The sequence below is a fragment of the Mesorhizobium sp. M5C.F.Ca.IN.020.32.2.1 genome, from assembly GCF_004023105.1.
Classification (GTDB): domain Bacteria; phylum Pseudomonadota; class Alphaproteobacteria; order Rhizobiales; family Rhizobiaceae; genus Mesorhizobium; species Mesorhizobium wenxiniae.
In genome coordinates this window covers 1-13,059 of the sequence record NZ_RZSX01000007.1, presented here as the reverse complement: position 1 = coordinate 13,059, position 13,059 = coordinate 1, and the positions used below count along the sequence as shown (strand labels likewise).

General features: G+C 62.0%; 9 protein-coding genes and 1 pseudogene. 5 read left to right on the top strand and 5 right to left on the bottom strand.

Going from position 1 to position 13,059, the window contains the following annotated elements; all coding sequences use genetic code 11:
- From EOA86_RS00785 to EOA86_RS00765, 5 genes are all read right to left on the bottom strand, one after another.
- On the bottom strand, nucleotides 1-2,995 hold a 2,995-nt coding region (locus tag EOA86_RS00785; RefSeq protein WP_206629938.1), incomplete at its 3' end, for an AAA family ATPase.
- 297 nt (nucleotides 2,996-3,292) lie between these two features.
- Nucleotides 3,293-4,492, bottom strand: coding sequence for a mandelate racemase/muconate lactonizing enzyme family protein (locus EOA86_RS00780; RefSeq protein ID WP_128340429.1), 1,200 nt, complete (start codon nucleotides 4,490-4,492; stop codon nucleotides 3,293-3,295).
- 16 nt (nucleotides 4,493-4,508) lie between these two features.
- On the bottom strand, nucleotides 4,509-5,870 hold the full coding sequence (locus EOA86_RS00775) for a mandelate racemase/muconate lactonizing enzyme family protein (protein ID WP_128340428.1): 1,362 nt from the start codon (nucleotides 5,868-5,870) through the stop codon (nucleotides 4,509-4,511).
- 63 nt (nucleotides 5,871-5,933) lie between these two features.
- Nucleotides 5,934-7,100, bottom strand: a complete 1,167-nt coding sequence (locus tag EOA86_RS00770) for a mandelate racemase/muconate lactonizing enzyme family protein (protein ID WP_128340436.1) — start codon at nucleotides 7,098-7,100, stop codon at nucleotides 5,934-5,936.
- A 58-nt stretch (nucleotides 7,101-7,158) separates the two neighbouring features.
- Nucleotides 7,159-7,869 carry a GntR family transcriptional regulator gene (locus EOA86_RS00765; RefSeq protein ID WP_128340427.1) on the bottom strand — a complete coding sequence of 237 codons (711 nt, stop codon included), beginning with the start codon at nucleotides 7,867-7,869 and terminating at the stop codon, nucleotides 7,159-7,161.
- Between the two features lie 212 nt (nucleotides 7,870-8,081).
- On the opposite strand from EOA86_RS00765, the gene EOA86_RS00760 reads away from it, so the two are divergent.
- From EOA86_RS00760 to EOA86_RS00740, 5 genes and pseudogenes are all read left to right on the top strand, one after another.
- Entirely contained in the window at nucleotides 8,082-9,560 is a 1,479-nt protein-coding gene (locus EOA86_RS00760) for a sugar ABC transporter substrate-binding protein (RefSeq protein WP_127208933.1), read from the top strand.
- A gap of 66 nt (nucleotides 9,561-9,626) precedes the next feature.
- A complete protein-coding gene (locus EOA86_RS00755) occupies nucleotides 9,627-10,586 on the top strand; it encodes a sugar ABC transporter permease (RefSeq protein WP_095518397.1) in 960 nt (319 codons plus the stop codon).
- Complete coding sequence (locus EOA86_RS00750; protein ID WP_128340426.1) at nucleotides 10,583-11,473, top strand: carbohydrate ABC transporter permease; 891 nt, start codon at nucleotides 10,583-10,585, stop codon at nucleotides 11,471-11,473. The genes EOA86_RS00755 and EOA86_RS00750 overlap by 4 nt, the downstream gene beginning before the upstream one ends.
- Before the next feature lie 10 nt (nucleotides 11,474-11,483).
- Nucleotides 11,484-12,581, top strand: coding sequence for an ABC transporter ATP-binding protein (locus EOA86_RS00745; RefSeq protein ID WP_095518399.1), 1,098 nt, complete (start codon nucleotides 11,484-11,486; stop codon nucleotides 12,579-12,581).
- A gap of 32 nt (nucleotides 12,582-12,613) precedes the next feature.
- A pseudogene (locus EOA86_RS00740) lies at nucleotides 12,614-13,059 on the top strand (mandelate racemase/muconate lactonizing enzyme family protein); the annotation flags it as partial.

Genomic DNA, 13,059 nt, shown 5'->3' with positions numbered 1-13,059 from the left:
TCCCCATGTCGGCGCCGGTCGCGGCGATCGCCGCGATCCCGTCGCGCATCTGGCGAATGCCTTCGTCCAACTGCCCCAAACCACCGAGCGCCCAGCCGAAGAACACGCGAGCCTGCCCAAGCAGCAGGGGCATGGCGAACTCGGTGCATACGGCGATCGCCTTTTCGGCCCAGAGTCGCCCGTCATGCGGCTCCCGTCGCATGAGATGGACGACGCTGAGCGCCATCTGCGCCTGGGCCAGGCTAACAGGGTGCGAATCGCGCTCGGCGAGGGCGACTGCTTCTCTTGACTGCTGAACCCCCTTATCCGGCTTGCCGCAAATGCAGAGCATCTGTGCGGAGAACGACCGGCAGCAAACGCCTGGATCATGCCCGGTATAGCCCCAGGCTAGGTGGCGATGCTTCTCGTAGTCGTAGATGGCCATACCCTGGCTGGCGTGCACCCCGCTGGTCTTGTAGTTGCCGAGATAAAAGTTGACACCCCAGAGCTGGTGGTGCGCTTCCAGCATGTAGCCGGAATCGCCTGAAGCATGCGCGAGTTCCATGCCGAGCGTGAGGCACTGGTTGGCGAGCGCATTTGCGGCGCGCAGGTGACCCGAAATGGTGCGGCAGGCGCTCTCGCCCCGGACCGCGGCGAACAGCTGTGTCTTATCGCCAAGCCTTTCGGCAAGTTCCCGTGCCTTCGAGAAAGAGTGCAGGACCTCGGGATCGCCCCAACCCCTGGCGGAGATGAGCGCCGAGCCCATTGCCGTCCAGAGTGACAGCTCCTGTCTGAGACGGGCCTCGGAAGCGGGCAAAGTCACAACGAGCTCGAGTCCTTTGCCGAAGTGCGCCGCGGCTTCGCGGTTGGCAGACTTTGTCATCGCCCGCTGCCCGGCTTTCAGCCACCACGACGCGGCCTCAGCCACCAGTCCGGCGATCGTATAGTGCTGCGCCACGGTCTCAGGTTCGGTCTCGGCGACGTCGGCAAACTCAGCTTCCAGCGCGGAGGCAATCTTCGCGTGGATCTGCTGGCGCCGGCTTCTCAACAGGCTCTGGTAAGCCGTGTCGCAGACCAGCGCGTGCTTGAATGTGTAGGTCGCCTCCGGCGCCGCGCCGCTGCGGAACAGCAGCTCCGCCTGTTCCAACTGGCTGAGCGCATCGTCGAGCCGGCCTCGGCCGGCGCCACTCACTGCGGCGAGCAGCCGGTGCCGGAAAACGCGGCCGATGCAGGCGGCGATCTGCGCCGTCTCCTTCGCCGGTGACAGCCGGTCGAGTCTTGCCATCAGCGAGTCCTGCAATGTCGACGGGATCGCGATCGCCGGCAGCGGCCCGATCGCCAAATAGCGATCGCCCGCCTCGACCAATAGGTCGGAATCGAGCACGGTCTTCGTCAGCTCCTCGACGAACAGCGGCACCCCCTCCGTGTTAGCAAGGATGCGGTCCGCGATGTCGCGCGGCAGCTTCTTGCCGCCCGCCACTCGCTCCATGATCGCCGTGCCATCGCATGGTTCGAGCCGCCCCAGTTGCAGCGTGTCGACACACGACAGCGCCCTCCAGCGCGGCTCGAATTCTGGCCGCGCCGTGACCACCAGCAGGACCGGCAGGTCCGAGAGCCGCTCAACGAGCGCTTCCAGCCATTCGGCCGTCGTGGGGTCGATCCAATGGGCGTCCTCGACGAGTACGAGCACTGGAGCGTTCGTCGCCGACGCCTCGACCACCCGCGTCAAGGCTGCGAGCGTGCGCACCCTGAGCGCCGGCGCCGGCAACTTCGGCGGACGATAACGCCCACTTGCATCGATCGAGAGCAGCGTCGCCAGCAATGGTAGGGCCTCGCCAGCCTCCGCGCCGATCCCGGTAAGCAGCGTCGTGAGCTTGTCGAACCGCGTGTCGGCGTTGTCGTCGCCCACGAAGCCCGCCGCCCTTTCCAAATGCGAGATCAGCGGATGGAGTGCGCTGTTGGTGTAGTGGGCCGAGCAGAAATAGCGCAGTACCGAACGCGGCCCTGCGGCGACCTGCGCGGCAAGTGCGGCCAACAGGCGAGACTTGCCGATGCCAGCCTCGCCGGTGAGTAGGAGAACCTGGCCTTGTCCCGATGTTGCGCGATGCCACCGTTCGGCTAGGAAGGCGAGCTCTTCGTGCCGGCCGACCAAAGGCGTCAGCACGGCGTGCCGGGCTTCGAAGCGGCTCTCGGCCGCCGTCTCGCCGACGATGCGCCAGCACCGCACTGGAGCGGTGAAGCCTTTGAGCTCCCGTTCACCAAGATCGGTCGCTGTGAACAGTCCGGCGACCAACCTTTGCGTAGCCTCCGCGACCACTATAGAATCCGGCTCGGCGACGGCTTGCAGCCGGGCTGCAAGATTGGGCGTGTCGCCGACTACGGCTTCCTCTTGCGCCGCGCCTTCGCCGACCAGGTCACCGACGATCACCAGCCCGGTGGCGATGCCGACACGCGCGGCGAGCGGCACTCCGCCGGGGCCGCCCAGTCGGCCGGTCGCGGTCGCGGCCGCGAGACCCGCGCGCACGGCGCGCTCGGCATCGTCCTCATGCGCCCGCGGCCAGCCGAAATAGGCGAGCACGCCGTCGCCCATGAGCTTGGCGACCCGTCCCTCGTAGCGCGCGATCTCGCGCGACACGGCCTGCTGGTAGCTGAGGATCACCTCGCGCATGTCCTCAGGATCGAGTCGCTGCGACAGCGCGGTCGAGCCGACGAGGTCAACGAACATGACGGTGAGTTGCCGCCGCTCTGCTCGTGGCGCTGCAACGTCGTCGTCGGTGGCGTCTTGCGCAAACTCCTCACGAGTGGACAGGGTCGACCCTGGCTGAGCGGAGGAATTCTCCGCGAGCGCCGAAATGGCGCTGAGCAGCTTGCGCCGATGCCCCACGGACCTGATGCCCAGGGCCGTCAAGTCCTCGGTGGTGAGCTTAGGCAGCAACTCGAAATCGATGTCATTGTCGCGGAAGGCCGGGGCGTATTCCCCCAGTCCGAGGCTTGCCAGCCATGCCGCGATATCCACGCCCTTCTCCCTAGGCGGTGGAAGTTTGGTCAGCATTATACCGCAAACAGGAGGCTAAGTCGTCCTTGCCGTTATGCCCGTATCAACGTCAGGTGCCAGTGAGAGAGGGCGCGTTGAGGAGGGGCAAATGGCAGCTCCGGGTCAGATCACGACGATGCCCAACACCAACCTGAATGTCCGCTCTTGAATATTCGAGACCCGAAGCTGTCAGTCCGCTACCGGGCCCGAAACGGTCATTCCGGATGCCAATTTGCGTGACGCGGTCCGCGTGGTGCAGGGTGGAGCAAGAAGGATGATTCAGTCAAAGAAGCCCGCATCCTCTTCCCTGAGGTACCTCCTGGCTGCTTCGGCGTCGATATCGAGGCCCAGCCCCGGCGCTTCCAGCAGGTCCACCATGCTGTCCTTCACGACCTGCGACGGCAGGCCGATTACGAGGTCCTCCCACCAGGGGTCGGAGGCGCTCGGGTATTCGAAGGCGATGTAGTTGGCGGGCAAGGTGGCGCACACATTGATCAACGCGCCGAGACCGAGCAGGCCGTTCGCCGTGCCGTGCGGCGCCATCAGGATCGAGTGCATATGGGCGTGCTCGGCTACCCATTTCAGCTCGGCGATGCCACCGATATCGGCCGGGTCCGGACCGATGATACGGACCGCCTGCGTTTCGATCAGCTCCTTGAAATTATGGCGCAGGTAGATCTGCTCGCCGGTATGGATTGGCGTCGAGGTGGAGGTGGTCAGCTCCCGATAGGCCTGCGGATTGACCCACGGCACATAGTCGCCAGTCAGCATATCCTCGAGCCACATCAAATTGTACTTCTCGACCGCGCGAGCAAACTTAATCGCATCGGGCAGCATCCAGCCGGGGCCGCAGTCGAGCGCCAGGCTGACCTTGTCGCCCAGCACTTCCTTCATCGCGATCACGCAGTCGAGCATGTGATTGAAACCGCGCTCGCTGATCACGCCTTGATCCATGGCACCGTGATAGCCGGCCTTCTTCTGCGTCACGCCGTAATGGAAGCCCTCGATGGTGTCCTTCATGTTTGAGTGGAACGAGATTCCTTGCTTGATCATGAAGAAGTTCTGCGGCTGCTCCATCATCCATTTGACGTCAGCGGCGTAATCCTCCGGCCGGTCGCCCGTGCGTTTCTGGCGGATCGAGCCGTTGTAGACGCGCACCTTGTCGCGCACCTTGCCGCCGAGCAGTTTGTAGGCCGGCACGCCTGCGGCCTTGCCGGCAATGTCCCACAGCGCATGCTCGATAGCGCTTACTGCCGCGCCATATGGCTTGAAAGAGCCGCGTTGGCGGATCTTCAGCATCACGCGCTCGACGTCGGTCGGGTCCTCGCCGATCAGCGCCTCGCGAAAATGCAGGACCCAGGGCTTGAGGTAGGGCTTGGTGTACTCGACCTCGCCCAGGCCATAGAGGCCCTCGTCGGTGACGACACGAACGATGGGATGTTTACCGATGACGGCACAGCGGAGATCGGTGATCTTCATCTTCGGTTCTTTCGCCTCAGCTCCAGGTGCGATCCCAGGAATACTCGTTGTCCCAGTGATCCGTGGCCTGCCAGATGCCGCTGACACCCGGCTGCAGATGCTGCGAAATCACCTCGTCGACGACGTCGTCAATCCCCAGGCCCGGCTTGTCGGAAACAGTGATAAAGCCGTCTTTCACGAGCGGCTTGGCAACGCCGGTGACGATATCGTCCCACCAGTCGACATCGGCAGAGTGGTATTCGAGCGCCATGAAGTTTTCGGTCGCGGTCGCGACATGTGCCGCAGCCATTGCGGCGATTGGACTTTCTGCCATATGGATCGCCATAGCGACGCCGTGGTCCTGCGCCATGTCGCCGATCTTCTTGGTCTCGAGAATGCCCCCGCTGGTGAGCAGGTCTGGGTGGATAACGGATAGGCCGCCGCTCTTGAGCAAAGGTTCGAAGCCCTCCTTGAGGTAGATGTCCTCGCCGGTGCAGATCGGCACCGTGGTGGCGTCCTGCAGTTGTCGATACTGCTCGGTGTACTGCCATGGGATCACATCCTCGAGCCAGGCTGGCACGTATTTTTCAATCCGCCTGGCGAGGCGAATACCGTTCTGCAGCGAGATGTGGCCAACGTGGTCGATGGCGAGCGGAATATCCATGCCGATAACGTCGCGAACCTCGGCAATGTACTGCTCAAGCAGGTCGAGGCCCTTGTCGGAAAAATGGAGGCCGGTAAACGGGTGGGGGACGTTGTGCAAATCGTAGGCGGCGTTGCGGTCGCGCCGCTCTTCAAGAGTCCTGACCGGGCCGCGGCCGGGCTGGACGCGGTACCCTTCAAGTGAGCCGGCAGGAGACACGACCGCACCGGGTACATCCGCGATCTGCATCAGGCCCAGATCCATCTTGAGGAACGTGAAGCCGAGCGCCATGCGCTGCTTGAGGCGCTTGCCGGTCTCGGTGCCGCTCGGCACGGTAGCGTCGGTATCGCAATAGAGGCGCACCTTGTCCCGAAACCTGCCGCCGAGCATCTGGTAGATGGGCACGCCATAGGCCTTGCCGGCGAGATCCCACAACGCGATTTCGATCGCCGAGACGCCGCCGCCTTGCCGGCCGTGTCCGCCGAACTGTTTGATCCGGCGGAACAGGCGGTCGATGTTGCAGGGGTTCTCGCCAAGCAGCCGGCTCTTCAGCATCAGCGCGTAGGTGGCGCTGGCGCCGTCGCGCACCTCGCCAAGTCCGACGATGCCCTGGTTGGTGTAAATCTTGAGCAGGGTTGAGGTGAACGGCGCGCCGATGATTTCGGCTACTCGCATGTCGGTGATGCGAAGCTGGGATGGCTTAGAGTTCGCGTTCACCCGATTGAGCGCCTCGTCGGCGCCACCCGTCTTTGCCATGACTTATCCTCGTTCTGGTGGATGGGGCTTGTCGCCCGCACGCCGGGCCGGCATAGGGCGTTGCTAGCCCAGCTCAATCTCGTGGGCCTGCAGGTAGTCACGGTCCATCTCAATACCGAGACCAGGCTTCGACGTCAGCTTGAGGCTGCCGTTCGAATTGTCGAGTGGTCTGTCGATGAGGTGATCGTATTTGCCCAGGTTCCACTCCGACGTTTCGAGCTTGTAGAAGTTAGGAACGGTCATCATCACCTGCGCTCCCGCAACCACGTTGATCGGTCCCGCGGCGTCATGTGGCGAGACCGGGACGTAGTAGGCTTCGCATAGGGCAGAAATCTTCTTGAGTTCGGTAATGCCGCCAGTCCAGGTGACGTCCGGCATGATGTAGTCAGCGAGCCTGTTCTCGAGTACCGGCACGAAATCCCACTTCGTGTGGCCGCGCTCGCCCCACGAGATGGCGGCACTGACCTTTTCCCGCACCTGCTTGAGGGCGTTGAGGCTCTCGGGCGGGCAGGGCTCCTCAAACCAATCGATCTGGCCGGCTTCCTCGAGGCTCCGACAGAGGCGAATGGCGGTGGGAACGTCGAAGCGGCCATGCGCATCGATGAGAATGTCTACATCGGGCCCCGCCGTTTCGCGGATCAGAGCCGTGAGTTCGGCGGCTTCGCGCTCGTCCTTGCGGGTCATGCTGCCATCGAGGTAGCCGTCCCGCTGTTCGCGGGGCAGGCCATCGGCGCTGCGGCCCTGCTGGGGGTACGGATCGAACTTGAGCGCGGTGTGTCCGGACTCGACGATGTCTAGAATTTCGCGGACCACAGCCTCCTTGCTGATGAATTTGGCCTGGTTGGGATGGGTGTAGAGCGCGATTTCATCGCGTACTGGTCCGCCCAGCAGCTCGTAAATCGGCTTACCGAGGACTTTGCCCCGGATATCCCAGAGGGCTATATCGATGGCGCTCACGCATTCGACGGCGGCGCCGCGGCTGCCCATGTAGGTGAAGCTGCGAAAAATCTTGTGCCAGAGGTGCTCGATACGCGCTGGATCCTCGCCTGTCACGGTGACACCGATCTGCCGCAGGATCGTGCAGAGAGCGCGGTTGGCGAGCTTTGTAGTGGTGGTGATCTCTCCCCAGCCACTCACCCCCTCGTTGGTCGTCACTTCGACGAACAGGAACTCTCCCCAATAAGAAGCATCGGACTTGATCAGCCATGGCCGAATGCTCGTGATTTTCATCTCAATTCCTTTATCTGAAATGGTCAGGCTAACGATGTTCGAGACTGGACCTTCGTTCCTATCCGGCCCGAGCGGCGTTGCGCGCACGCATCTGTTCGAGAATATGCCGGCCGGAACCCTCGACATGGCGGGAAACGAGTTCGGCCGCCTTGTCGGCTTCTCCCGCTTTTACGTGCGCGATGAGTTCGCGGTGCTCGCGAATGATCGCGGCACGCCGCGCGAGCGTGAAATTGAAACGCCGGCTCACGGCTCGCAGCACTTCGCGATGCTTCCACCAAAGTTCGGCGGCATGGCGGTTATAGTGCCGCTGGTACATCACGGTGTGGAAAGCGGTATCAAGCTCACTGTGCCTGAAGGTGTCGGCGAAGTTGTTCTCTTCAATCAGGCCTTGGAGACGTTCGAGTTCGGCGATGTCCTCGCCGGTGGCCATATTCACAAACCATCGCGTCAGGGCCGGCTCAATCAAAACACCGATTTCATAGATATCCCGGACAAAATCCTGATCTATGGGTCGGACGCGCGCGCCGCGGTTGGGGAGAAAGGTGACAAAACCCTCCCCGCGCAAGAGTTGCAGGGCCTCGCGCACGGGGTTGGTCGAGGTGCCGTGACGCCGGGCGAGATCGGTGACCACAAGCCGTTCGTTGGCGGCGAGCCGTCCCTCAATGATGTCTTCCCTGATCAGTTCATAAAGCGAGGCGCCTTCGCTGGAGGCCCCCATGGGGTCAGTCTCCACCGGTGGCTTGGCTTTAAAATCACCTATTTCGGCCAAGGCCGGCTCCCCTAATCAATACATACCCCTGCCGATATCACACACGGTTTTCACAAACAATGTACGATTCAGCGCGTTGACAGGCAATCCACGATCTGAAAACGTACAAAATGATCGAAGGGATACATAGAACAGAAAGGCGTCCCGCGGTCGAACGAGCTAGACCGCTTTGCCTCGGCGCAGGGCGGCATGGAGAAACAGGGAGGATACCTATGACGAGGATTACGCTCGGCAGTGCGGTCCTGCGCGGCACTGTCGCCACTGCTTTGATGGCATCGCTGATGTCCACTTCGGCGCTGGGAGCGCCGCCGGTCGACCTCAGCAAGTGGTCGCCGGAATATGTGCGCTCCATTGCAGGCACACAGGATTTTGACACGGCGGCCGATTGCGCCAAGGTCACCCCCCTCGACTACAAGGGGCGACTGACTTTCTGGTATCAGGGCGTGTTCGAGGGCGACCCCGACCTTTTGCGCCAGTACTACAAGGATTTCTTTGAGACCTTCCGCAAGACCTATCCGAACATCCAGCTCGAGGAACAGGCCCTCACCTATAACGACCTTCTTGACAAGTTCCGCACGGCGCTCCTGGGCAATGCCGCGCCGATGGCGGTCCGCCTGCAAATCCTGGGTGGTACCGAGTTCGCCTCAAAAGGCTATCTGGAGCCGCTCAAACCCGAGGATGTGGGGTATTCCACCGAGGACTTCTGGCCCGGCGCGATGAAGGCCGTGACCTGGGAGGGGGTGACCTACGGCATTCCAACCAACAACGAGACGATGGCGTTCATCTGGAACGCCGACATCTTCAAGCGTGCGGGCCTCGATCCGGACAAGGCTCCGGCAACCTGGGACGACGTCGTCAAGTATTCCAAGCAGATCCACGACAAGCTCGGCATTGCCGGTTACGGCCTCGTGGCTCGCAAGAATGCCGGCAATACGCCGTACCGTTTCATGCCGCAGCTGTGGGCCTATGGCGGCGGCGTCTTCGACGAAGCCACCCCGAACCCGACCTATGAGCAGGTCAAGCTCGATAGCCCGCAGAGCAAGGCCGCGCTGCAAGCCTCGTACGACATGTATGTTCGCGACAAGTCGGTTCCGGTTTCGGCACTCACCAACCAGCAGGCCGATAACCAGCCCCTGTTCCTCGCCGGCCAGCTCGGCATGATGATCTCGCATCCTTCCGACTACGACGTCATGCTCGACCTGCAGAAGAAGGCGACGGGCGCCGACAAGGATAAGGCGCAGACCGTCATCGACAACATGCGTTATGGCCTGATTCCCACTGGCCCCGACGGCAAGCGCGCAGTCGTGTTCGGCGGCTCGAACATTCACATTCTGAAGCCTGAATATGTCGAGGGCGGTAAGGTCGACGAGCCAGCTGCAAAGGCTATCATCTGCATGTGGACAAGCCCTGAATGGTCGCTGAAGATGGCCTACGCCGGCTCGAACCCGGGCAACCTTAACGGCTTCAAGACCAAATGGATGAAGGAACGCCTAGACAACATCAAGTTCCTCGATGTGACGACCTCGATGCTACCATATGGCATCCCGTTCCCAGCGCTGCCGCAGGCCCCCGAGATCATGAACATCATCGTCCCGGACATGCTGCAGAATGCCCTGACCGGTGCGATGACCGTCGACCAGGCAGCGGACGACGCGGCCAAGAAGGTAAGAGACCTGATGGGCGGACTCTAGTCCAGGCCTGACCGGCTGCACCGATAGTGCAGCCGGTTCGTTCAGAAGAAATAAGGGCGCGCCACAGTGACGATCGTGACCGGCAAGGCCGAGGCTCGCCGAAGATTGCAATCCGGTAGGTCCGGCGTGCTACGGAAAATATGGGATCATCGCGCTGACTACGCGTACGTGCTCCCTGCGATCGCCGTGATGCTCATCGTCATCGCCTATCCGATCTACTACACGATCGAGCTGTCGTTCTTTAAGACGCCGCCTGGCCTACAACTTCGCGACAAGACCTTCATAGGTTTCGACAACTACACGGCCATCCTCACCAGTGAGGTGTTCTGGAAAGTCACCTGGAACACTCTGATCTGGACACTGGGATCCACTTTGATCTCCTTTGTCCTGGGGTTTGCCACCGCGCTGGCGCTCCACCGCGCCTTTATCGGCCGCGGTGTCCTGCGCGCAATCCTGATCATTCCCTGGGTCATCAGCGCGGTCGCCGCCTCCTATATTTGGAAGTGGATCTATCATTCGGACTTCGGGATCATCGGTGCGGTGCTGGTCGGCCTCGGATTGGCCGACCGACCGCCGAATTTTATCGACAGCGTCAGCACGGTGCTGCCTTCCCTGATCGTCGTCAATATCTGGCGCGAGTTTCCGTTTGCCATGATCATGATGATGGCCGGCCTGCAGACCGTGCCCGAGCAGTTGCTGCGCGCCGCGCAGGTCGACGGCGCCAGCGCCTGGCAGCGCTTCTGGCACGTCACGTTCCCGCACTTGCGCAACGTCTCGACGGTGACGATCCTGCTGCTCGCGGTGGCCAATTTCAATTCCTTCATCATCCCCTGGATCATGACCGGCGGCGGGCCCTCCAACGCATCGCATATCTGGATCACCCACATTTATGAGCTTGCCTTCGGGCGACAGCGCTGGGGCGTGGCATCTGCCTATTCGGTGCTCCTGTTCCTCATCCTGATGACGCTCGGCTACTTCTACGTCCGTGCGCTAAGCGGCAATGAGCGGAAAGAGGGGAGCGCATGAGCACGACTGCCAAGACAGCCCCTCGAGGCCTGAGCCGTCGCCGCATGCGCGTCGACGCATGGCGGTGGGCCGGGCGCATCTTCCTCGTGTTCATGCTGCTTTACACCGCGGTGCCGATGATCTGGATGCTGATCACCTCGATCAAGTCCGGGTTCGCGGCGATGCAATTCCCGCCGCAATGGTGGCCGGACGAACCTACCCTCGCCAGCTACGAGAAGCTGCTCGATCCCCAGAACAGCGTCGGCCAGGACTTCCTCCGCTTCTTCTGGAACAGCCTTTTCGTGTCGACCGTCACGACAATCCTCTCGGTGATCGTCGCCGTCCCTGCGGCCTACGCGTTTTCGCGCTTCAGTTTCCCCGGCCGGAACTTCCTGTTCTTCGCCGTGCTGCTGCGCAACATGTTCCCGGCTGTGATCTTTCTCGTGCCGCTGTTCATCCTGATGCGCCTGCTCGGGTTGATGAACACGCATGGCTCGCTGATTCTCACCTATCTCACCTTCGGCCTGCCGCTGGCGATCTGGTTGCTCAAGGGCTTTTACGACAACATTCCGGTGCAGCTCGAGCAGGCGGCGCGCATCGATGGGGCAACGCGGTTCCAGGCCTTCATCTTGATTGTGATGCCGCTCTCGACGCCGGGGATCATCGCCACCGCGATCTATTCGTTCATCGGCGCGTGGAACGAGTACATCTACGCCTACACATTCCTCACCAAGAACGACCAGTTGACACTGCCGGTCGGCATCCAGCGCTTCTTCTCAGAGAATACGACGGACTTTCCGGGCCTGATGGCGGCCAGCTTTATGATGAGCGTGCCCGTCGTGGTGCTGTTCCTCGTCCTGCAACGATACTTCGTACGCGCCCTTACAGAAGGCGCGGTCAAGCACTAGGGAGTTGCCGATGGCCCACGTGGTCCTCAAAGATCTCGTCAAGACTTATGGCAGCTTCAAAGCTGTCAACGACGTCTCGCTGACGGTCAATGACGGCGAGTTCGTTGCGCTCGTCGGCCCTTCAGGCTGCGGCAAGACAACCACGCTCAATCTCGTCGCGGGGCTGATCCCGATCACATCGGGCGACATCGTCATCGGGGACCGGGTGGTCAATGACCTCGACCCCAAGGACCGGGACATCGCAATGGTGTTCCAGAACTACGCGCTCTATCCGCAGAAATCGGTTTACAAGAACCTGGCGTTCCCGCTGCAGATGCGCAAACTGCCCAGGGACGAGATCGACAAGAAAGTCAAGGAAGCGGCGCGAGTGCTCGACATGACGCACCTGCTCGAGCGCAAGCCACGCGAACTTTCGGGCGGGCAGCAGCAGCGGGTGGCCCTGGGCCGTGCGCTTGTCCGCGACCCCGCCGTGTTCCTCATGGACGAGCCGCTCTCTAACCTCGACGCCAAACTGCGCGTGCAGATGCGGTCGGAGATCAAGCGCTTCCACCAAGACCTCAAGGCGACAATCATCTATGTGACGCACGACCAGCTCGAAGCCGTAACCATGGCCGACAAGATGGCGGTGATGAACGGCGGCTACCTGCAGCAATACGATTCACCGGCGCGGGTCTTTGCCCATCCCGTCAACATGTTCGTCGCCAGCTTTATCGGCAGCCCGGCGATGAGCCTTATTCCGCTGGAGGCATCGACGGCAAACGGCAACTCTGTGTTGACCGGCGCGGAGGGCTGGAGCTTTGAGCTCTCGCCGCGCAACGCCCAGAAGGTCGCAAGGGCAACGACCAAGAAAGTCGTGCTCGGCGCGCGTCACTCGACGATCAAGCTGCGCAAGAGCGCGGTCCCCGGTGCCATTCCGGCCAAGGCCTACACGGTGGAGCCGACCGGAGACGTCACCTTCGTGCAGGCGTTCCTGTCCGGCGCCATCGTCAACGTCAGCGTGCCGCCGAACATTGCCGTCGCGCCCGATGAACAGATCTGGCTCGAGTTCGACCAGGAGCGGATGCATCTGTTCGACGGCCAAACCGAAATGGCCCTCAAGGCCAACTGAGACAGGGTGGATGCGTTTGGAACGTGGCGTGGATGACTACGAAGCTTAAGATCACCGCGATCAAGCCCTATCCAGTGTGGGTAGGAACGCGCAACCAGATGCTCGTCAAGGTCGAGACCGACCAAGGCATCTTCGGCTGGGGTGAGAGCGGCTTGAGTGGTCGCGAGAAAGCGGTGTCCGGCGCGGTTGAGCACTATCGCGAGTTTCTCATCGGCCGCGACCCGATGCAGATGGGCCGGATCTGGCAGGAGGTTTATCGCAGCCAGTACTTCGAAGGCGGACGAGTTCTGCAGGCGGCGATTTCCGCCATCGACATCGCCCTTCACGATATCAAGGGCAAGGCGCTGGGAGTGCCGGTCTACGAGCTGCTAGGCGGCAAGCAGCGCGACCGCATCCCCACCTTCGCCTCGACCGGAGACGAGGCCGAAGGCGACGTTGCCATCGAACGAGCCCGCGAGCTACGCGCACAGGGCTGGCA